Source organism: Methylobacterium isbiliense (assembly GCF_022179325.1).
Classification (GTDB): Bacteria; Pseudomonadota; Alphaproteobacteria; order Rhizobiales; family Beijerinckiaceae; genus Methylobacterium; species Methylobacterium isbiliense.
On record NZ_BPQQ01000006.1, the window covers coordinates 1 to 21546 of the forward strand.

At 65.8% G+C, this 21546-nt stretch carries 18 protein-coding genes; 3 read left to right on the forward strand and 15 right to left on the reverse strand.

Annotated elements, in window-relative coordinates; all coding sequences use genetic code 11:
• Window positions 1-176 precede the first annotated feature (176 nt).
• From MFF61_RS03105 to MFF61_RS03125, 5 genes are all read right to left on the reverse strand, one after another.
• Window positions 177-2333 (reverse strand): TnsB C-terminal domain-containing protein, encoded by a 2157-nt coding sequence (locus MFF61_RS03105; protein WP_238233658.1) that lies wholly within the window; start codon window positions 2331-2333, stop codon window positions 177-179.
• Window positions 2334-2337: 4 nt separating this feature from the next.
• On the reverse strand, window positions 2338-3015 hold the full coding sequence (locus MFF61_RS03110) for a hypothetical protein (protein ID WP_238233659.1): 678 nt from the start codon (window positions 3013-3015) through the stop codon (window positions 2338-2340).
• Window positions 3016-3715: 700 nt separating this feature from the next.
• The gene (locus MFF61_RS03115) at window positions 3716-4285 is read right to left on the reverse strand and encodes a hypothetical protein (RefSeq protein ID WP_238233660.1); all 570 of its coding nucleotides are present in this window, start codon (window positions 4283-4285) and stop codon (window positions 3716-3718) included.
• Window positions 4286-4586: 301 nt separating this feature from the next.
• Window positions 4587-5180, reverse strand: coding sequence for a hypothetical protein (locus tag MFF61_RS03120; RefSeq protein WP_238233661.1), 594 nt, complete (start codon window positions 5178-5180; stop codon window positions 4587-4589).
• Window positions 5181-5454: 274 nt separating this feature from the next.
• Window positions 5455-5826 (reverse strand): helix-turn-helix domain-containing protein, encoded by a 372-nt coding sequence (locus tag MFF61_RS03125; RefSeq protein WP_238233662.1) that lies wholly within the window; start codon window positions 5824-5826, stop codon window positions 5455-5457.
• Window positions 5827-6457: 631 nt separating this feature from the next.
• Between MFF61_RS03125 and MFF61_RS03130 the strand changes: the two genes are divergently transcribed.
• Together MFF61_RS03130 and MFF61_RS03135 are read left to right on the forward strand one after the other, a co-directional pair.
• Window positions 6458-8620 (forward strand): AAA family ATPase, encoded by a 2163-nt coding sequence (locus MFF61_RS03130; protein WP_238233663.1) that lies wholly within the window; start codon window positions 6458-6460, stop codon window positions 8618-8620.
• Window positions 8620-8823: a hypothetical protein gene (locus MFF61_RS03135; protein WP_238233703.1), complete on the forward strand. Its 204-nt coding sequence runs from the start codon at window positions 8620-8622 to the stop codon at window positions 8821-8823. Before MFF61_RS03130 ends, MFF61_RS03135 begins: the two co-directional genes overlap by 1 nt.
• Before the next feature lie 240 nt (window positions 8824-9063).
• Here MFF61_RS03135 and MFF61_RS03140 read toward each other — a convergent pair whose 3' ends face one another.
• On the reverse strand, window positions 9064-9375 hold the full coding sequence (locus MFF61_RS03140; protein WP_238233664.1) for a hypothetical protein: 312 nt from the start codon (window positions 9373-9375) through the stop codon (window positions 9064-9066).
• 257 nt (window positions 9376-9632) lie between these two features.
• Between MFF61_RS03140 and MFF61_RS03145 the strand changes: the two genes are divergently transcribed.
• Entirely contained in the window at window positions 9633-12935 is a 3303-nt protein-coding gene (locus MFF61_RS03145) for a DEAD/DEAH box helicase (RefSeq protein WP_238233665.1), read from the forward strand.
• 107 nt (window positions 12936-13042) lie between these two features.
• Here the strand turns inward: MFF61_RS03145 and MFF61_RS03150 are convergent, their stop codons facing one another.
• The 9 genes from MFF61_RS03150 to MFF61_RS03190 all read right to left on the reverse strand — a co-directional run bounded on the left by MFF61_RS03150 (window position 13043) and on the right by MFF61_RS03190 (window position 21456).
• On the reverse strand, window positions 13043-13291 hold the full coding sequence (locus tag MFF61_RS03150) for a hypothetical protein (RefSeq protein WP_238233666.1): 249 nt from the start codon (window positions 13289-13291) through the stop codon (window positions 13043-13045).
• Window positions 13292-13611: 320 nt separating this feature from the next.
• Window positions 13612-14016 carry a hypothetical protein gene (locus MFF61_RS03155; protein ID WP_238233667.1) on the reverse strand — a complete coding sequence of 135 codons (405 nt, stop codon included), beginning with the start codon at window positions 14014-14016 and terminating at the stop codon, window positions 13612-13614.
• Complete coding sequence (locus MFF61_RS03160) at window positions 14013-14156, reverse strand: hypothetical protein (RefSeq protein ID WP_238233668.1); 144 nt, start codon at window positions 14154-14156, stop codon at window positions 14013-14015. The genes MFF61_RS03155 and MFF61_RS03160 overlap by 4 nt, the downstream gene beginning before the upstream one ends.
• 130 nt (window positions 14157-14286) lie before the next feature.
• A complete protein-coding gene (locus MFF61_RS03165; protein ID WP_238233669.1) occupies window positions 14287-15204 on the reverse strand; it encodes a cation diffusion facilitator family transporter in 918 nt (305 codons plus the stop codon).
• Between the two features lie 49 nt (window positions 15205-15253).
• The gene (locus tag MFF61_RS03170) at window positions 15254-15799 is read right to left on the reverse strand and encodes a threonyl-trna synthetase (protein ID WP_238233670.1); all 546 of its coding nucleotides are present in this window, start codon (window positions 15797-15799) and stop codon (window positions 15254-15256) included.
• Between the two features lie 33 nt (window positions 15800-15832).
• A complete protein-coding gene (locus MFF61_RS03175) occupies window positions 15833-19081 on the reverse strand; it encodes an efflux RND transporter permease subunit (RefSeq protein WP_238233671.1) in 3249 nt (1082 codons plus the stop codon).
• An 11-nt stretch (window positions 19082-19092) separates the two neighbouring features.
• The gene (locus MFF61_RS03180) at window positions 19093-20427 is read right to left on the reverse strand and encodes an efflux RND transporter periplasmic adaptor subunit (RefSeq protein WP_238233672.1); all 1335 of its coding nucleotides are present in this window, start codon (window positions 20425-20427) and stop codon (window positions 19093-19095) included.
• 125 nt (window positions 20428-20552) lie between these two features.
• Window positions 20553-20858: a hypothetical protein gene (locus MFF61_RS03185; RefSeq protein WP_238233673.1), complete on the reverse strand. Its 306-nt coding sequence runs from the start codon at window positions 20856-20858 to the stop codon at window positions 20553-20555.
• A 349-nt stretch (window positions 20859-21207) separates the two neighbouring features.
• A complete protein-coding gene (locus MFF61_RS03190) occupies window positions 21208-21456 on the reverse strand; it encodes a hypothetical protein (protein WP_238233674.1) in 249 nt (82 codons plus the stop codon).
• Window positions 21457-21546 lie beyond the last annotated feature (90 nt).

The following is a 21546-nucleotide window of genomic DNA, read 5'->3' on the forward strand; positions in this document are numbered from 1 at the left end:
CACCCCGTGGGGGCTGATCATACATGTCATTCTTACTACGTCAGTGTTGACTTTGATGTTGCCGATTATCTCGCGGCGTTCTGCGATCCGCTCGAGATCACGGAATGAGAAGCCGGATGCGCGCACACGTCGACTAACGGCGATTTCGCCGCGGTCCTGTTTGATCGTTCCGTTCATCATTCGACAGTCCACTCTTCCGGGCCAAAGTCGTCATTGGAACTCGATGAAGTTTGCGACGGTAGCTTTTCGGGTGGGCGCGCAATCGGCATTCGGCAAGCAGAAGCAGCATGTTTCGGCTTCCGATTGCTTGCGGGCGCGGCACTGACGCGGGTGCGCCGTTGACGCCGACGTTCATCGACCAGCGCCTTCTCGTCGCCTGGCGTCGGCGATACCGCGAAGTATGGGTCGTCCGCGTGCTCGCGATACCAATCGATGTCGTTCTGGGTCATCCTGACAGGTACGGAGCCTGCCCTGCGAGCATCCTCCCGGAGGAGGCGCATCGCGCGATACATCGTTTCACGGGCAACCCTTTCGCTTCTCGCGGTCATTTCGCGAGCCAAGGCGATCGCGTCGCGCCACTCCGCCAAGGATCTGCCGGCGACGAGTTGAAGATCCTCGCAGGGTATCGCCTCCCAACCCCGCTCATCGTCGATGAGGACGAGGATCGTTCCAAGATCATACGGATCAACTTTGATCAGGTACTCCTTGCCCCAGTGAAAATCCTTGCCTCTACGAGCATTTTTGAGAGCATCGGATTGGTATTTGAGCCCTAGAAATGTGATACCGTCTCGTTGAATTGTGCGGTCGATGACCAAGGAAAGCAGAGGCTTGAGATCGTCCGCGTTCGGAGGAAGACGGACGCCGAAACCTTCCAGATCGCGCCAGCGTGAAAGTGGGCTTTGACCGAGCAAACCGCCGTGGCGACGGTTGTGGTAGATGTCAACAACCCAGATCGTGAACTTCTCGACAATTTGCCCAACCGTATCGCCGGCCTTTGCGCTACTCTTGTAGTCTCCCTTCTCCCGCGTGTCGCGAAACGTTCGACCAACCAAGTACGCGCAGAAATCACGTGCGATCGTTCCGATGAAGCGCTCCACTTTCCCTTTGAGGTGAGGCTTGCGGCGCGGCATGTAGCGAAGCTCGAACCGCAGTTGGCCGGCGGCTCCCTTCATGGAGCGGGAATGATGTTCCTTCGCATTGTCGAGGACTAGAACTTCCATTATGCCAAATACAGGCCATTTGGATGCTACATTGATGCCGTCAAGATTTTTGGGAAGTGCTCCCATTCTGATGCAATTCATGATCGACGTCCAAGATGGACGATCGGTCGATATGTAAAAACCGTAGATCATGCGTGTAGCGGCGCAGATCGCCACCGTCAGCCACACTCGCTTGATCCGTTTCTTTTTGGAACGCTTGTTCCGTACCGGAGATCCATCCTCATAGACAACCAATACATCGAGGGGAGTGTGATCGATCTCGACGATCTCCAGGGGCCGCCCCGCCTGCAAAGCTTTGCGGACGTGACGGAACTTCTGCTCGGCCGCCGCAGGACCTTCTCGATAATAGACTAGATCAAAAGGTGCTACGTTGCTCTTCACCCAACGCCGGATCGTCATAGCATCCGGGAGATGAAGTTTGACGGCGCGGCCTTCGTTCGCAGCTCGAATATCACCCTCGATGAGGAGGATGGCATGTGTCAGTGGAGGCCCCTCGAGAACAAGGTAATCCTCCCGGATGCGGTCCGCGATGATCTGTTCGACCTCGGGGTCCAGGCGGAAGCCACGGCGTCCTTTCAAATCGTCCAGTGGAATCAGGGAGGTCAGCCCTTCCCCGGCCTTCGTCCAACGTAGATACCAGTTCTTTATCGTGGGACCGCTCCAGGTCTCGAGCGGGATCCTCTCCAGCGGGACGCCTTCCAGTCGCGCTTGCGCTGCTCGCCGTGCGCGAGCGACGATTTTCGAAATCTTCGCGTAGTCATCCGTATCCCTACTATAACGCTTCGTAGCGAAAAACTTGTTGCATGCATTCATATAGTCGAGACGCATCAGCGCCACGTCTTGTTTTTTTACTTCGAAACTATCAAGTTGACGTTCGAGGTTGTCGCGCACTCCCTTGGGGAGACTAAGGGATTTTTCCCTGACAAGTTCGAATCTTTTCGGTGTCTCAAAGTATTTTTCTGCTAGATCTTCGTGCGTGACTTCCAGAGTCGCCGGGCATTCGCCAATCGTTCTAAGCTTGACGATCTTGTCGTTAGCTGCGAGATATTTATAAATGGCACCATCGTACAGTACGAGGGTTCCAGACTTGATCCTAATGCGAGGTACGTTCATGAGATCACCTCGCGTTCATCGTGGTCGGAATACCTACAATGGCGCGATCGTCGAGCGGAGCTTTGGGATCGAGTTGGACGAGTTCGCCGCGGGCGATCAGCGAGACTACGGCGCGAAAGCTTCTAAGACCGATGCCGCTGCGTTGGCGCAGATCCGCTACGGAGGTGGGGCCATTCGCTCGGTCAACCGCAAGCCTGATCGTGTGTAGTTCGTCGTCGGCAACCGAAAAGCCTCGTTCGCTGGAGATCAGCGCGGCGTTCGCCACGGCCAGCGGGTCGATCTCGCGCTCGGTCCATATCTCGAAGGAGTCGTAGCCTGCTTCGAGGGCTCCGAGCCCAACGCCCTCCTTGAAGCGCGGATGCAACCTCTGCCGCAGCTTCCAGGGTTTGATCTCGTGACACTGGCGTTTCCCGTCATCGAGCAGGCAATCAAAATCCGGTGTATAGGACCGCCACTTGTCTCCATCGAACCATGGGAAGGGAGGTGGCTCCTCTCGATACGAGATGACGCGCGGATCGTTGTCGATAAGCACGATGAAGTCCCGTGCGAGTCTGCCTTCATAAGCCACCTGCCTGTAGTTCATCGACTGCTTGCCTGATGGATACTCTCCAGTGATGCAGTCGCGGCGGCCGGTGACGATCTTCCTATGCGGTTGGGGCTTGCCGACGTGCCGGCTTTCCATGCGTCGGAAGTTCGAATGTCCTTCTTCGGGATCGGATCGCCTGCTAGACATGGCGCGCCTCTCCATTCACCGACCGTCTGGGTCGAGGCTGGGTCCCTTCCGGACATCCGGCGGCGGGGGGAGGCCTCCGCCCCCGCGAAGGAGATCCTCGGAGCGGGGGCGCAGCATGGTCAGGCGCAAAAGCGGTCGGCCGAGGGTCGGCGCGGCCGGAAGAGGCATGGTTCCGTATCGGCATCGTAGAACCCGCGAGAACGCAAGGCGGGGCCGACCGGACAGGCAGGTTGAAATCCGCTCACGCATCCATCGCCGACGGATAAGGTTGGCGCCTGGACCGCGATCGTTCGGCCGTGCGGTAGCGATGCCACCGAGATGCCGTAGGCTCACCTGACTGCCCGGCCGGGACGATCATGCGTCCTGTCACCGGGTTCTGCGCAGCCGCTTGCAATCGCCATCGAGGGCGTGCAGGCTGTGCGTGGAGGGCGTGGGGCTGCAATCCCCAGGCCGATCCGGTGGGACTGACAGTGGTCCGGAGTAGTCGACGCTCGCTTCGCAGGCTTGGCTTCGACATTCCCAAGATGCGCGGCTCCAGAGCCGCGCATCTTGCCGTGTAGGCAGACCTTGACCTCTCAAGGAGGACGAAGCTGCCGCGGAAGGCCGATGTATTGCGGATGAAGGTCCATCAGTTCGCTCCAGTCGCTCGTCATTGCATAGATATTGTGGCAGCTTGTCGCTTCAATTTCGGCGAATCGCTGATGCGCCAAGTCTTCGTAGAGTTGTTGTATGATACGATCCGAGCTTGCGACAATTTAGATTTGATTTTCGCGAAGAGCGCCAGTGAGCATAACTCTGCTTTTGTTATAAAATCATCGATTGTACTGGCATCCACTTCGGTCGGATGATTCTTCTCAAGGATCTCGATCATCTTCAGAGCGGCTGTTCGGTTTCTTTCGTTGCCGCGACCGACGCAGCCATCGAGAGCATCGACATCGATCAGGACCGGCTCGTATGCTGTTTCGCGGTCGACGGTTCCTATCGAAACGATTCCAGGAGGTTCGGCCGTAGCGGGGTCCGGGGTCTCCGTCCGGTAGCCTGCAGCCTGTTCCCGGATCGATCCGGCCCCGAGGGCGGCGCTCTCGAAAAGCTCGACCGCTTCCAGCAGACCGATCTGTTTGATCCGACCGTCGCGTTCCTCAAGCAGTTCCGCGATCCGACGATCCAGATCTGCGATCTCGGCTTCGAGCCGCCCCTTCCTTCGATTTCGATTGGACACGGTCGACCGCTCCTCCGCAAGACTGCCAGGGACGCAACCTTGGAATCGTCATCCTAGAGATGTCCCGGAAGAAGACAACCCTTTCGTCCGAGACAGCTCCGAGACCGCCGTCGCGACCTCGGAGACCCCCTGAACGAGGCATTCCGGAAGCGGCGGGACCACGGACCGACCTGTCGCCGAGGTCACGTTCCGACTGTCGTCGGCGTCCGGATGCAACGACCGGCAGGACGGAGCGAAAATTCCGAAAAGTCGTGCCCACGTAGGTGCATGGGTCCGGCTCGCGGTACCTCGAGCCGGCCCGTCACCGCTCCCCGACGCCCTGCCCGCGGCGGCGGATCCAAGTCTGCGGAGAGAGCGTGTTCCGGATGTCGATGTCGACTTGACCGGCACAGACGAGTGCCAGGATCGCGTCCGCGGGGTCTCCGACATCGCTTCGCACGCACTTCCCGGCTGCGGCGAGCGTCGAGCCTGCAGGACAGTCCTCCAGCATCTGCAGGATTCTCAATCGGTCCCCGAGTGACACCTTCGTCCTTCGCGTGGCCCAGACCATCCTTGCAGTCGAACAACGCGGCTCCGCCAGTACGACGGATCTCAAGATCCATGTGCGATCCGGGGGAAGCGCGTCGCTGCTGGCTCCCGGGTGTTTCCTCAAGGCCGTTACGAGACGCCGCGTGCTGGCGACGATGGCGACGACGGAGAAGTTCTCGTCAGGCCCGCACGTGTGCCTTTCCAGGGCTTCTATCGACGGATCCAAGGTCATCTGGATCAGCAGATCGCGATGCCACCTGCAGGGATATGGAATTGGCGCGGCCGTCTTGAACGATCTGAATCCTCTGCCACCACCGGCATCATCCGGTCCGTCGAGGATCATCGATGGCGGAACGAAGCTGGACATCGACGGGATCTCCGCCTTCCATCGGCATGCGGCGGCGTGGCCGGAAGGCGCACCTCCGCCGCCTTAAGATTCCTGGGGCTCGTTCGGCATTGATCGATGATCCCTCAGAAGCCGTATTCGTGGGCTCCGGGCCATTCACTCCAGGGCATCGCTCGGTAGTGATGCCGTGGATGATGAGGCAGATTTCACCTCTTTTCAATGTGGTTCGATATCCCCGGGGATTGCTTGGAAAGTGGGGAATGTCGGCTCGTGGGAATGAACGGCAATCAATGATTCATTCTTCCGTGGGCCTGCTATCCGATTTGACGCTCGCGGGCACGATCTTCGTGCCGACTGCATCTTCCTGCCTGACGAGCCAGCGTCCCATGGACTGGAGGAATTCCTCACGCGCTTCCGGTGAAACGGCGGCCTGCAGTCTGTCGAGTTGGCAGCGCACCGCCAGATCGAGGCCCTCTCCACACGTGCCTGCCGGCCCAAGCGGGAGTTCGTACATCGTCAAGACATCCAGCAGATACGAAACGTCGGACGGCGGTCCGATCCGCGCCCAGTCGTGGACCGTGCGCACCGCCACTCCGATCTCCGCGGCGAAGCTTGCCTGCGTACGCCCGAGCAGGCGTAGGCGAGCTTTGAAGCTGGTGCCGTCCATCGAAGGTGCACGTGCGGAGGATATGATCCGTCCCCGGGGAATCGTCGGCGAGCGTGCGCGGAGCCGCCACACAGGATGACATGGGAGGTTCGCTCCTTCCAGAGGAGCGCCGGGTGCGAACTCCGTACCTTCCAAGACCGCTGCGATCGCCGTGCTCCGCGGCCAGGTGTGGCGAGATGCTCCTCGCGTTGCGGAGGAGGATCTTGCCGACCGATGACGGAGCCGACCGGATCGGCGCGGTCGCCCGAGGCGGTCCGAGACATCTCCGAGCTTGGCCCGGCAGCACATCCATCATCCAGGCGGATCGGATTCCTCCCGCCGCCTGTCGGCGATGGCACCGCCGTCGTACCAGCGGCGGGCCCGCCAACTCGTCCACGCGGCGCCATTACGTACAGCTGCGGCTTGGTCCAACCAGGATCGCAAGCGGCTCGATCCGCTGTGGATCGGCCCCGAACCCTCTAGCGTCTGTTCACTATATGTTCTAGTGTCGCTCATCGCCTATGAAGCAGGCGATCTCCTGAATCCGACGCCTGCCGAGAGCTCCGACCCCGTGGAGCCAGCCCCGTCGATGCAGCAATCCCAGCCCGTTCGCTGACGGCCGTCGCCATCGCACGGCCGCGGGAGATCTTGCATGCTCGCCCAGTCCCCGGAACTCACGCCTCATGATCCGGATGCGTCACGGATCCCACCCTCGGACCAGCTCGCCCGCGCCTTTCTGCAGCGGCTCGCACAGGACGAGCGCAAGCGCGTAAAGATCGGCCAGCGAACCGGTTCGTACGCCTTCGAGGACGACGCGTTGCTCGACGAGTGCGACGCCGTCGAACAGATCGTGGCGCAGTACGATGCAGACCGGATCGAAGCAGCGCACGTGCCCGTGCCGGCGGGACTCGCGGCCGTTGCCGTCATGCTCGCCCGCGCGGTCGAGGCCGAGCCGGGTCTCGTGCGTCGGCTGCGCCGGGAGGCGCCCATCGTCGCGCTCGCTACCCACTTGGCCGATCTCATCGAGCCAGTCCGGATCGTCGCCGAGACATGCCTGTTCCGGCCCGACACCAAAGTCGTCGAGCTCTCGAGCGGAAGAACACGTGAGCTGACCCGCAACCACGCGGGCCTCTTCGTCTGCGACGGGACCGGCCGCGACGCTCGACCGGAGAAGGGCAACGAGGTGATCGGCGCAGCCTTGCATGTTCGCGTACCCATCGTCGGCATCGCTCCTGATCCGAAGCGTCAGCTCCCGCGTGACCTGATGCGCTCCGCCGAGCACCGGATCTCGCTGCCGAGCCTCGATCAGGCCGGACTCGCACTCGTGGTCGAAGCCGTCGTGGGCGCTCTGCCGACACGGCCGATCGACCCGGACCTGCTGCGGATGATCGACATCTCCGATCTGCCTGTCGCCTTCCGCAGGACGGCATCGCCCGACCGCTGCATCGACGCGCTCGAGCGGATCGTCGCCGCCAAGGCTGAACACCTCGGCGACGGGCCCGCACTGGAGGAGCTCGACGGCTACGGCGAGGCCAAGACCTGGGGTCTGGCCGCTGCAGCCGACCTGCAAGCCTACCGTTCCGGCCGGCTGGGCTGGGCCGAGTTCGACCATCGCGGCCTGCTCCTCTCGGGGCCGTCAGGTGTCGGCAAGACGAGCTTCGCCCGCGCATTTGCCAAGTCCGCGCGCGTACCGCTGGTGGCGACCTCGGTCGCCCAGTGGAACGCGGCCGACTACCTGTCCGGCACGCTCCAGGCGATCCGCAAGGTCTTCGCTCAGGCCAAGGCGCAAGCGCCCTGCATCCTGTTCATCGACGAACTCGATGGCATCTCCGACCGCGGCCAGATCCGGGGCGAGCACATCCAATACTGGTCCCAGATCGTGAACCTGCTGCTCGAGCAGCTCGCCGGCGTGGAGGACCGGCCAGGCGTCGTCGTGGTGGCGGCCACGAATCATCCGGAGAAGATCGATCCTGCCGTGAAGCGGGCCGGGCGCTTGGACCGGGAGATCGCGGTCGCGAGGCCGGATAGTGAGGCTCTCGCCAGGATCTTGCGTCATCATCTCGGTCGCGAGGTCCTGCCGGACGCGCCGATGATGCCGCTGGCACTGGCTGCACACGGTATGACGGGCGCGGACGTGGAGGCCTTCGTCCGTCGCGCCAAGGGTACCGCACGACGCCACGATCGGGCGTTGACCTCGGATGACGTACTGGCCGAGATCCGGCAGGGGCGCCGCCCGCTCCCGGCCGCCGTCAGGCGCCGCGTCGCCATCCACGAGGCTGGGCACGCGGTCGTCAGCCATGCCCTGGGATACGGCCGGCTTGCAGACCTCTCCCTGCACGACCACGGCGGACAGGCCTGCCTGGAAGTCGCCACCGAGGGGGCCACAACACTGCACGACTTGGAGGCGACGATCGCGTCGCTTCTAGCCGGGCGGATCGCGGAGGAGATCGAACTCGGCGCCGGCTCGATCGGCGCATCCTTCGGCCCGGGCTCCGATCTCGCAAGGGCGACCACGATCGCTCGCGACATCGAGCTGACCTACGGCCTCGGCCATCTCGGCAACGTCCACCTGGAGCCGGCCGTCACCGACATGGTGCTGATCGGGGGCTTGCTCCCGGCGGTCGCCGAACGCCTGCGAAGCGCGAGCGACCGGGCGCGGACCATCCTGACGGAGCATCGTCAGTCACTACAGGCAATCGCCTGCGAGCTCGAAGCCTCAGGCTACCTATCCCGTGAGGACATCGGCTGCATGCTGGCGCCGATCGGCATGCAGATGGGACGCGAGGCTGTCGCCAGCGACAAGGAGGCACGGTGATGTTCGATCTTCCACCCGACGATCCGGCCAACGGCGATCTGCAGCCTCTCTCCGTAGCGATCGACACTTTGTGCGAGGCTCTCGAAGGCGACCGGAAGGTCGTCATCGAAGGCTTGGCCGAGATCATCCGGAAGCGTGCGGAGTTCGAGCGGTGCAGGCAGGTGCACGGCCACGTCTGGCGCCTGCGCCTGATCGTTCCCTGATCCTTTCGCGGATCTCGGCGCAACGAAACCGGTCGACGTGGCGACGGCAGCCTCTCCGGAGCGGATCGCCATGTCTCTCGATCCTCCGGCCCAGGGCTCAAGCAGCTGATCCGTGGCGCGGCAGGACCGATCGTGCCTTCCAGCCGCGCTGCACACGGAACAAAGGGAGGAATTCATCACTCTTCACCCACGCGGTCCGCACGATGGCGCCATGCCTGACCGATCGGCCCCTACAGGTGGTCAGGCCAACGACACGGTGTCGAGCGCAACGATTGGTGTCCGCATGCGGAACCTTCTTGGCGTCTGCGACGACGCGAAGGGCGCGTTCGATGACGGTAGGGCTGGGCGGTCCGTGGCCGGTTTTGCATAGGGCAGGAACCGCTCGACGCCGAGCGGCGGCTCCAGGCGCCGGACCTCGCCGTTCCCGAGGACGGCCGAGAGATCCTCGCCGCGAGCGTCCCGGAGGCGTCCGGCCGTGGCGTAGCCGATGCCGGCGAAGGTGAGGTCCTCGGCCCGGTGTTCAGCGAGCGTATCGCGGAGCAGCTGCGACATCGACGGGGACATCCACTCCCTGCTGCCGACACACCGGGTCGGCTTCCACTGCCAGCATCGCCTGGACCGGCAACCTGATCGACCAACCGAAGGTGCCGCAGCACGGGAGAGCGTTGCGAGTCGGTGTCGCAGAGTCCGGTTGATAACGGGCGCGGCCGTCTCTCGCCGGGCCCGGAAGGCCTTATGGTTCAGGCTCTTCGTGGCCCAGAGCGGAAGCAGGCCACGTCGCCTCCCTTCCTCGGCAAGCGGAACCGCGGATGTCAGCGCCGGTCAGTCTGCAATTTCCTCCACGGTATGCGGCGTCCGGGAAGGTGCTGGACAATCCGATACGGCAGCTCGCGCAACCGTCCATGCGCGAGGATGTCGTCGTCGAGCCGTTCGGGACGGGACGGCATCGCGGGCATGTCGCTCGCCGGGTCGATGGTACGTCCGTCCTGATCGTGCCGAAAGCGGCCAGCGCGCCGGCGGAGGCCGAACACGCCATCCACGACGCCGGCTTCGATCCGGCGCGCGCGACCGAGAGAGGCGTCGAGGGCAACTGGATCAGACCTGCGCCGCGCGATCCTGGCGAGCACACGATCGAGGAGGCGGAGGCGGCCTGCCGCGAGGTTCTCGCCTCCTTCCGTGGCCGGTTCACCTTTCGCGAGGAGAGGCGGGAGAACGGCAGGGTCGTCGAGGTAGGCCTGCGGCCGCCCCAGACGGGCGCGCTCTACGCGATCCTGGCCCATTGGAAGGTCTCGACCCTTCCCGCGACCGTCGTGATGCCCACGGGCACCGGCAAGACGGAGACCATGCTGGCCGTCATGGCGTGGGAGCGGCTCCCGCGCCTCCTCGCGGTAGTGCCCGGCGACGCGCTCAGAGACCAGATCGGGGACAAGTTCACCTCGATGGGGCTGTTGCGCGAACTCGGGATCCTCGGCGAGGGAGCAGGACATCCCCATGTCGGCCTGCTCCGGCACATGCCGAAGACGCCGGACGAGGTCGATCGGATCTTCCGGCGATGCAACGTGGTCGTGGCCACGATGGCGATCGCCGGACGATGCAGCGACGCGGTCAAGGCCCGCATGGCCGAACTCTGTTCGCACCTCTTCATCGACGAAGCGCATCACATCCCGGCGAAGTCGTGGGACGCGTTCAGACAGTTCTTCGCCGGCAAGCCGGTGGTGCAGTTCACGGCCACTCCGTTCCGGCGGGACGGCAAGCACGTCGATGGACGGATCGTGTTCAACTATCCGCTCCGCAAGGCCCAGGCCGAGGGGTACTTCAAGCCCATCGGCTTTCTCGCCGTCGACGAGATCGACCGGCACGAGGCGGACGTCGCGATCGCATGCGCCGCCATCGACCGACTCGACGCCGACATCGCGGCAGGCTTCCGGCACCTCGTCATGGCCCGCGCGGACGACGTGAAACGGGCGGAAGCGATTCTGGCCATCTACACCGACCGAGCGCCCGGGCACGAACCGCGTCTGATCCACAGCGGCCTCCCGGGCCGGGAGCGGACCGACGCATTGCGCCGCCTGCGCAGCGGCGAAACCCGGATCGTGGTCTGCGTCGACATGCTCGGTGAAGGCTTCGATCTGCCCGAGTTGAAGATCGCGGCCATCCACGACCCCCACAAGAGCCTCGCGATCACGCTGCAGTTCACCGGCCGGTTCACCCGGTACCGCGCCGATCTCGGCGACGCGACGATGATCGCGAACATCGCGGATCCGCGCGTCGAAGAGGCTCTCCGAAGCCTGTTCGCCGAGGATGCCGACTGGAACGTGATCCTGCGGAACCTCAGCGAAGGAGCGACGGGGCGCCAGGCCCGCCGCTCCGAGCTGCTCGAAGGCTTCGGAGACGTGCCTGAGGAGGTGTCGCTCCGGAACATCGCGCCCAAGATGAGCGCCGTCGTCTACCGGACAAGCCGCATCCGGTGGAGCCCCGACCGCTTCGCCGACGGGATCGGGAACGTCGACGTCCACTGGGGCCCCGTCGCCAACCAGAAGGCCCGGCTGATGCTCTTCATCACCGAGGAGCATGAACCCGTGCCCTGGGGAGACATCAGGCATCTGCGCAACAAGGAGTGGCACCTCTACGTCCTGCACTGGGACGAGGAGCGAAAGCTGCTCTTCATCAACAGCTCCAACAACGGTTCCGATCACTTCGATCTCGCGGCTGCGGTCTGCGGGCAGGACGTCGAGTTGATCAAGGGCGAGCGGATCTTCCGAAGCCTTCACGGCATCACCCGACTTGTTCTCAACAACCTCGGCCTCAGCCACGTCATCAACCAGAACAACCGCTTCAGCATGCATGTGGGGGCGGACATATCCGATGCCCTCCCGGAGGCGACGCGGGAGAACAAGAAGAAGTCCAATCTGTTCGGGAGTGGTTTCGAGAACGGCGGCAGGGTGACCGCAGGCTGTTCGCAGAAGGGGCGGGTCTGGTCCTATCGGATCGCATACGATCTCGCGGAATGGATCGAGTGGTGCCACCAGGTCGGAGCGAAACTCGTCGACGACACCATCTCGACGGCGCGCGTTTTCGACGGGGTCATACTGCCGAAGCCCGCCAAGGAACGGCCGCCCCATGTCCCGATCGTCATCGAGTGGCCCGAGGCCTTCCTCGAGCGTCCCGAGGATTTGATCCAGGTCGAGATCGACGGGACGAGCGTGCCCTTCTTCGAGGCCTCGCTCGACATCGTGGATTTCACCGACACGGGTCCGATCCGGTTCCGCGTGGCCGCCGGCGACAAGATCGCCAACTACGTGCTCGTCTTCCGCGGCGAGAGCGTCGAGTTCGTTCCGGACAGCGGCTTCGAGGCCGAACTCTCGACCGGCCGTCGGCGACGGACCCTGACCGAATGGTTCAGGCTCGAGTCCCCGGTCGTACGGTTCGCCAACGGTGCGTCGCTCGAGCACAACGAGCTCTACGAGCTACCGGCTTCCGCGGACAGGCGGCCCTACGACCGCGACCGCATCGTCGCGCTGGACTGGACCGGCGTGGACATCAGGAAGGAATCTCAGACCCAGGCGAAGCTCGCCGACTCCATCCAGCGGCACATGCTCGACCTCGTTCTGGATCCAGCCCACGATCCGCATTTCGAGATCGTCTTCGACGACGACGATGCGGGCGAGGCGGCCGACATTGTCTGCATCCGCGTGGTCGGCAACCGGTTCGTCGTCCATCTCTACCACTGCAAGTACTCGAGCGCAGCCACGGCCGGCGCCCGAGTGGACGACCTCTACGCGGTCTGTGGTCAGACGCAGCGGAGCGTGCGATGGAGAGGCGACGTCGAAGGCCTGCTCCTACACCTCCGGCACCGCGATGAACTCCGCCGGAAGCATGCCGAGCGTCGTGGGACCGCCTTCGTCACGCGCTTCGAGCGCGGGGATGCGAAGGTGCTGCAGGAGCTTGCGCGAAAGCTCCCCTTCCTGGTTCCCGAATTCAGGATCTCGATCGTGCAGCCAGGACTGTCCCGCGCCGATGCGGGAACCGGACAGCTCGAATTGCTCGCGGTGACGGAGACCTATCTGAAGGAGACCTACGGGATCGCCATGGAGGTGATCGCGAGCGCTTGATGGACCCGATCCGACCGCGCCATGATCAGGCCCATCGTCGGGTGTGTTCTCGTAGGGGCATCGGGTCCAGATGAAGCCGCCTGACCGGGACGGTATGGCTGATCCGCTCAACGAAAGAGGCTCAGCCGCGCCTCGTAGTCCGCATCGTCTTCGCCGGGATCACGCTGCAGCTCGTAATGCTCGAGGTCGAAGGTCGGGATGGCGGGATCGAGATCTCCAAGCGCGGCAACGTATTCCGAATGGCGACGCACGAGATCCTCGACGAGAGTAGATACGTCGACGTTGTCCAGCTTCGCCACGCGCTGCGCGGCCTCGTAGACGTCCGCCTTGATCGCGACCTGAACCGTCCCGGCCATGCCGTGGGCACCTCGAATTCCCATCGGATCCAATCCTACCTCAAATGCCGCACAACCCGCCACAGGACGGCACGTTCGTCATTCACTCCCGCATTTTCGCCGACGGACCGCATCTGAAACGGAACCAGGATTTCGGCGACTGTAGAAGGGCGAACGATGCCCCCGCGCCGACCGCGCCAGGGTACCACCGTGCTCGTTCCGACGAATGGGCAAGCGCACGCGTCGCTTCGCGACCCGCTCACCTCCATCGCGCGGTGGTCTTCGGAACCCAGGTCGGCTCCGAGGGTCGGCCATTTTCCGATCCACCAACGGACAGGACTTCAGCTCCGCTCGCCGCGCCCGGAAATCATGACGGCCTCGCTGTGCCGGTAGCGGGCGAACTGCTCCCGTAGGCCGCGGATCTCCGCCCTCAGGGTGGCATCGTGCTGCTCCAGCTGCAGAAAGCGGCGTTCGGGCTTCGGGCTGGCCTCGGGCTCGTCGGCGGGCTTTTCCTGCGACTGCGCCAGACCGGGCGCGTCCACGACCCCCTGGAGGAGCGCCTTGGCCTTCGGATCCTTGTGGAGCGTCTGCCGGTCGAAGCCGCAGGCGATCGCGATCGCCGGCAGGTTCGGGCGGCCGTTCCCGGTCGGCAGCGGCTCCCCGACAGTCGGCAGCCGGTCCAGATGGGCCTGCAGCGTCCCGATGTGCCGCTCGCCGAGCTCGCAGCACGGTTCCGAAGCCGTCAACTGTTCGGCCGACCTCCGGCTCGCGCCTTCTTCGGCATCGCCTGCTTGGGCAGCGACAGGCCGAGCTTCTCGCGGAGCGCGATGTCGGTCTGTTTCCGACCGACCGGCTGCGGCATGGCAGCAGTCACGGAGAGCGGCATGGTGGTCACGGGGAAGGACGTGGCCTTCGATGGAGGCCGGTCAGCAGATGCCTGCCGATCCGACGGGCATTTCGGACTGGTCGATGGACAGCCCCCTGCGGCCTGCTCCTCGTCCCGCGCGCAGGCCGCGTCACACGCGCAGATCCGGAGCCTCGGCGGCCAGTTGCGGGTCCTCGATCTGCAGGGTGACGTGCTCGATGCCGAAGCGCTCCTTCATCAGCACACGGGCGGCCCTGAGCACCCGCACATTCTCGGTCGCCTCGACGACGACCAGGTGGGCGCTCATCGCATCGAAGCCGGAGGTCAGCGTCCAGACGTGCAGGTCGTAGACCCGCTGCACCCCCGGAATGGCCCCGAGCGAGTTCGCCACCTCGGCGAGGTCGATGCCCGGCGGCGTGCCTTCGAGCAGGATGTGGATAGCCTCGTTCAGGAGGCGCCACGTTCGCGGCACGATGAAGAGCCCGATACCCGCACCGACCAGAGGGTCGACCCAGCGCCAACCGGTGCCCATCACGACCAGAGCCGCGACGATGACGCCGACCGAGCCCAGCATGTCGGAGAGGACCTCGAAGTAGGCCCCCCTGACGTTCAGGCTCTCGGATGAACCGCTTGCCAGCAGTTTCATGCTCACGAGGTTCACGCCCAGGCCGACGAACGCGACCAGCATCATCGGCCAGCCGAGGATCTCGGTCGGCTCGACGAACCGGCGGTAGGCCTCGTAGAGGATGTAGGCCGTCACCCCGAGGAGCACGACGGCGTTGGCGAGAGCCGCCAGGATCTCGAAGCGCATGTAGCCGAAGCTCTTGTCAGGCGTCGCGGCCTTGCCCGCGTAGTGGATGGCGAGCAGCGACAGGGCGAGGCCGCCGGCGTCGGTGACCATGTGCGCGGCGTCGGCGAGCAAGGCGAGGCTGCCGGTGAGGAGCCCGCCGATCACCTCGGCCACCATGTATGTCAGCGTCAGTCCCAAGGCCCAGCCGAGGCGGCCCTTGTTCTTGGCCGCGGCCGAACCGGTGGGGAGCCCGCTCCCGTGAGAATGTCCGTGTCCCATGCGTGTTCGCGTCCCCTCGATGACTGCGCGAAGGCGTGCGGGAGCCCGGCTACCGGGCGCCCGTCGATCGGTGTGAGGCGGATCCGAAGAGTTCGGCGACGTGGTCGGAGGCCGGATGGCCGGCCTGCTCGCGGTGACGCTCCGAGCAGCGGGCGAAGCCGCCGCCCTCGCTCACCATGACGATCTGCTCGCCCCAGCCGGACGCGGTCCGGATGCCCAGCATCACGCCCGGCGGCCACAGGAGCGAGCGCAGATAGGGACCGGGCCGGGGCTTGCCGTGCCGGCGGATCCCCTCGGTCAGGATCGACGCGTACAGGTCCGACCTCTCGGGATCGGCCAGGATCCGGCTGAACCAGATCACGCGTTGCAGACCCTCGTCGCGGCAGACGTCGAGGATGATCTCCTGGGTGTCGCGGCCGAGAGCGGGTGCCTGGCCCTGGAAGTAGATCAGGGCCGTGATGTTGGCCTCGCGGTCCACCAGGGTCGGCCTGGGCACCTCGGTCACCGGTCCCCAGGCCAGCCCGTAGGGCGCCTCGACGGACGGCAGCTCGGCGCCTCCGGCGGCGGCCTGCAGGCCCCAGGCGAACACGAGCATGGCAGACAGCCTGCGACACCGGCTGAACACGCTCTACTCCGCCGCCCTGAGCTGCCGCGATGCCGCCGCGGGCGGTCGCTCGGCCGCCTTGGTGACCGCAACCTTGCCGAAGCGGGCATAGAGCGCGGGCAGCACGACCAGGGTAAGCAGGGTGGCGCTGATCAGGCCGCCGATCACGACGGTGGCGAGCGGGCGCTGCACCTCCGCTCCGGTGTCGGTGGCGATCGCCATCGGCACGAAGCCGAGCGAGGCGACGAGCGCGGTCATCGCCACCGGCCGCAGCCGGGTCATGGCCCCCTCCAAAATGGCTTCCCGCTTCGGACGGCCCTCCGCAACGAGCTGCTTGATGAAGGTCAGCATCACGAGGCCGTTGAGCACCGCCACGCCCGAGAGGGCGATGAACCCCACCGCCGCCGGCACCGAGAACGGCATGCCGCGCAGCCACAGGGCGATGATGCCGCCGGTCAGTGCCAACGGCACCGCGCTGAACACCAGGAGGGCGTCCCGCGGCGAGCCCAGGGCCGAGTAGAGCAGCAGGAAGATCAGGAAGAAGCAGACCGGCACCACGATCATGAGGCGCTGCCTGGCCGAGGCGAGGTTCTCGAACTGCCCGCCCCAGGTCACGTAGTAGCCGGACGGCAGTCGCACCTGGCTCGCCACCTTGGCTTGAGCTTCCGCCACCAGCGAGCCGATGTCGCGACCTCGGACGTTGGCCGTCACCACGACCCGCCGCTTGCCGTTCTCGCGCGAGATCTGGTTCGGACCGTCGGTGATCGAGAAGCCCGCCACCTGCTTGAGCAGGACCGAACTCGCCCGGCCGTTCGGCCCTGGAGGCAGCGGCACCGGGATGTTCTCCAAGGCCTCGCGGTCCTCGCGCACCTTGTCGGTCAGGCGCACGACGATGGGGAACCGCCGGTCGCCCTCGAAGACGACACCGGCGTCGCGGCCGCCGATGGCCGCGCCGATGACGTCCTGGACGGCTCCCGTGCTGAGGCCGTAGCGGGCGGCTTCGGCCTTGTTGATCCTGATCTCCAGGAAGGGCAGGCCGGCCGTCTGCTCGACCTTCACGTCCTCGGCACCGTCGATGCCGCGCAGAACCGCCGCGACCTGGTTCGCCGCCCTCAGCATCGGCTCGAACTCCTCGCCGAACACCTTGACGGCGAGGTCGCCGCGGCTGCCGGCCAGGAGCTCGTTGAACCGCAGCTGGATGGGCTGCGAGAACTCGTAGACGTTGCCGGCGAGCTTGCCCACCGCCTGCTCGATCTGCTTCTGCAGATCGGCTTTGCTCAGGGAGGGGTCCGGCCACTCCTCCTGGGGTTTGAGGATCACGAAGGTGTCGGAGGAGTTCGGCGGCATCGGATCCGAGGCGACCTCTGCCGTTCCGGTCTTCGAGAAGACGTAGGCCACCTGCGGGAACTTCGAGATCGCTTTCTCGATCTTGAGCTGCATGGCCTGGGACTGCGACAGCGACGTCGAGGGGATGCGGGTCGCGTTGAGGGCGATGCTCTTCTCGTCGAGCTGGGGAATGAATTCGGTACCGAGCCGCGTGAACAGGGCGCCCGCCCCGACGAGGAGCAACAGCGCCAGGCCGATGAAGGCGAAGGGCGCCCGCACCGCGGCGGCGAGCACCGGCCGGTAGGCTGCCTTGAGCGCCCGGATGATGAGGTTGTCCTTCTCGGCGACACGCCCGGTGATGGCGATGGCGATCAGCGCCGGCACGAAGGTCAGCGAGAGGACGAAGGCCGCCGCGAGCGCGATGATGACGGTGAGTGCCATCGGCTCGAACATCTTGCCTTCGACCCCGGTGAAGGTCAGCAGCGGCACGTAGACGAGGATGATGATGGCCTGCCCATAGAGGGAGGGCTTGATCATCTCCTCGGCCGAAGCCCGCACCGTCTGCAGGCGCTCCTCGGTGTCGAGGGTCCGTCCGAGCTCGTGCTGGCGCTCCGCGAGGTGGCGCAGGGCGTTCTCCGTGATGATGACCGCCCCATCGACGATGAGGCCGAAGTCCAGGGCACCGAGCGACATCAGGTTGGCCGAGATCCTCGCCTCGACCATGCCGGTCAGGGTCATCAGCATGGCGACCGGGATGACGAGCGCCGTGATGATGGCAGCCCGGATGTTGCCGAGCAGCAGGAACAGGATGACGATGACGAGGGCCGCCCCCTCGGACAGGTTCTTCACCACCGTCTTCACCGTCGCCTCGACGAGGCGGGTGCGGTCGAGGACGGTCTGGACCTCGACGCCGGGCGGCAGCCTCTTCCGGATCTCGCCCATGCGGGCGTCGACCGCGGCGGCGACAGTGCGGCTGTTCTCGCCGATGAGCATCAGGGCCGTGCCGACGACCACCTCCCGGCCATCCTCCGAGCCGGAGCCGGTGCGCAGGTCGCGCCCGACGCGGACCTCGGCGATATCCTTGATCCGGACCGGCACGCCGCCCCGGGTCGCGACGACGACGTTCCCGATGTCGTCCATGGTCTCCAGGCGGCCGGCGGCGCGGACGACGTAGCCCTCGCCGTTGTCCTCCAGGTAGCGGGCGCCCTGGTTGGCGTTGTTGGTCTCCAGGGCGCGGGCGACGTCGGAGAAGGAGAGGTCGAGGGAGGCGAGTTTCGTCGGGTCCGGTTGGACGTGGTACTGCTTCTCGAAGCCGCCGATGCCGTCGACGCCGGCCACGCCCGGCACCGTCTTGACCTGGGGCCGGATGATCCAGTCCTGCACCGTGCGCAGGTAGGCGGTCTGCTCCAGCTCCGTACCGAGGCGCTGGCCCTCGGGCGTCAGGTAGCTGCCGTCCGGCTGCCAGCCCGGCTTTCCGGCTTCCGAGACCTTGCGCTCGCCGGGCGTCGCGTAGCGGACGGTCCACATGTAGATCTCGCCGAGCCCCGTCGAGATCGGGCCCATGCTTGGCTCGGCGCCAGGCGGCAGGTCCTGCTTGACCTGGGCGAGGCGCTCGGCGACCTGCTGGCGGGCGAAGTAGATGTCGAGCTTCTCGGCGAAGACCGCCGTGACCTGAGAGAAGCCGTTGCGCGAGAGCGAACGGGTGTATTCGAGCCCCTTGATGCCGGCGAGGGCGGTCTCGACCGGGTAGGTGACCTGCTTCTCGATGTCGATCGGCGACAGCGAGGGCGCGGTCGTGTTGATCTGCACCTGGTTGTTGGTGATGTCGGGCACGGCGTCGATGGGAAGCTTGGTCACCGCGTAGCCGCCGAAGCCGGCGGCCAGCAGGGACAGCAGCAGCACGAGCCAACGCTGGTGGACCGAGAAGTCGAGGATGCGGGAGATCATGTCGCTTCTCCTCAATGGTCGTGATCGGCTTCACTCTTCCCGAGCTCGGCCTTGAGGAGGAAGCTGTTGCCGACCGCGATGTCCTCGCCCGGCCTCAGCCCGGAGACGACCTCGAAGGCATCGTCGTCGGAGCGCCCGAGCTCGACCTTGCGCTTCTCGAAGCCCTCGTCCGTGCGCACGAAGACGACGCGCCTGCCCTCGACAGTCTGGAGCGCCACCTTCGGCACCCGGACCGGGACTTGGTCCTGCGCGACCTCGACCTCGGCGGTGACGTAGGTGCCGGGGCGCCACGCCATGTCCTTGTTCGGCAGGGCGACGACGACCCGGGCCGAGCGCGTGTCGGCGTTGAGAAGGGGGCTGACGAAGATGACCTTGCCCTGCTCCTGTCGCGCGCCGGCTTCCTGGCCCGCCTTGACTGCGACCGGCGCGCCCTCCCGGACCTTGGCGAGGTCGACGGTCGAGACCGAGAGTTCGATCCAAACGGTCGAGAGGTCCGCGACGGTGTAGAGGTCGGAGGGGTCGCCCTCCTTGCCGACGGCAGTGCCGACGTCGACCTTGCGCTCGACGATGCGCCCGGCGAGCGGCGAGCGCAGCTCGTACTGGCGGAGCGTCGAGGTGTTCGGCGTCGCCTCGTCCTGCTTGGCGAGCTTGGCCACCTCCGCCGCGTTCAGGCCGAGTGCCGAGAGCTTCTGCCGGGCGAGGTCCTGGCGCAGGACCGCCTCGGTGTAGACGGCCTTGGCGTTCAGGTAGGCCGACTCGGCCGAGACCCGCTTGTCCCAGAGCGCCTGCTGCCGGTCGAAGTTGGTCTTCTCCAGTTCAGCCCGCACCACCGCGGTGAGGTACTCGCTCTTGGCGTCGGCGACCTCGCGGCTGTCGAGGACGGCCACGACCTCGTCCTTCCGCACGGCATCGCCCAGGCGCTTGCGCATCTCGGCCACGGTACCGACGACCTTGGCCGGCACCCGAGCGATCCGGTCGGTGTCGGGCGTGATGGTGCCGGGCACGAGGATGTGCCGGGACAGCGTCCCGCCGTCGGCCTTGGCCACCTTGATGTCCTGGTTCTCGACCTGCTCGGCGGACATCTTGATGTGCCCCTCCTCGCCCTCGGCTTCGGAATGGGCGTGCTCGCCTTCGGCGTGGCCTCTGTCACCGGCCTTCGCAGCTCCGGCCGAGGGGAGAGCCGAGGGCATCGCGGGGGTGGTCGAGATTGCGGCGGCCGGAGCGGACTTGGACGGGGTGAGGCCCGCCGAGGCGAGAACGCCTTGGACGAAGCCGGTTACGGCGGGAACGGCGGCGCCCAGGAGGACACCGGCGGCCACGAGGATCACGGTCAGGATAATGCGCATGGTTGCCTACTCGGCAGGGATCCGGAGCGGAGGTTCGGGCGTCCCCGTCCGGCCCCGTCCGACGGGGCGCGGGGCTGGCCCCCGGGCCGTAGGGCGCCGGTTCGGACGCGCGCGTTCGCGCCGCCTCAGGCTCGCGGGGGTCTGGCCAGGCAGTCCGGAGCGAGCGAGGTCATCGCCTCGTTCACGCGAGCGTAGCGCGGCCGGGGCGAGCGCGGGGTCGGGGCAGGCACCCCGACGTCCAGGATGGCCAGCACGTGGCAGCCGCAGTGAAGATGCCCGGCCAGACCGGGGTCCCCGGTTTCCGCTCCACCCGGAGGAGCGTCGAGCGAGGCGACGAGTTCGGTCTGGTCGTGGCCGCGATGGAACGCGACGTCGTCGACGACATCGGACATCGGCGTTCCGATGATCAGCACCAGAACGAGCGCGACCATGCGGGCGGCGGTCGTCCGCCACCCGGCCACCGCCAGGGTCCTGTGGCGCCGTGCCGAGAACATCGTGCTCCTTATGCGCGATCGATGCCCCGACCTACAAGCGAGGGCATGAACGTCGCACACGACTGCGGTGCCGTCGTGGGGAGGCCCGCCCCGGCGTGCTGCCGGAGCGGGCCGATCACGGTGCGTGAAGTGGGCTGGATCGCACCGTGAAGGCGGTGCCGCGAACGCGCGGGGACTCTGCCGCGAGGGCGTAGCCGATGCCTGCGGCGAACCGGGTGAAGGCGATCGGCGGAGGCGGCAGCCGCATGCCGGCACCCTTCGCGTCCGAGCCTTCCCCGTCCGTGCATCATTTGTGGCCGTGTCCGTGGTTGTGGCCGTCCTTGGCGGAGTGGGCCGGCCGGCCGTCGGGCCCCTTCTCCTGCGCCTCGCGGACGCGCGGGTCGTCACGGTGGGTCGGCCCTCCCGAAACGTTGCCCGTGTTCGGAGCCGCCAGCTCGGGCTTGTCGGCGTTGCCGTGTCCATCGACGGCCAAGGCAGGGGCCGAGGCTCCGGCCAGCAATCCTGCGGCAAGAGCGGCGGCGAGGATGCGCGTCATCGGTCCGTCTCCGATCTCCCTGCGGCGTCGGCCGCGTTCGGAGGTGGAGATAGCCAGGCCATTTGTCGTCGGATCGCCGCGTTCGTGACG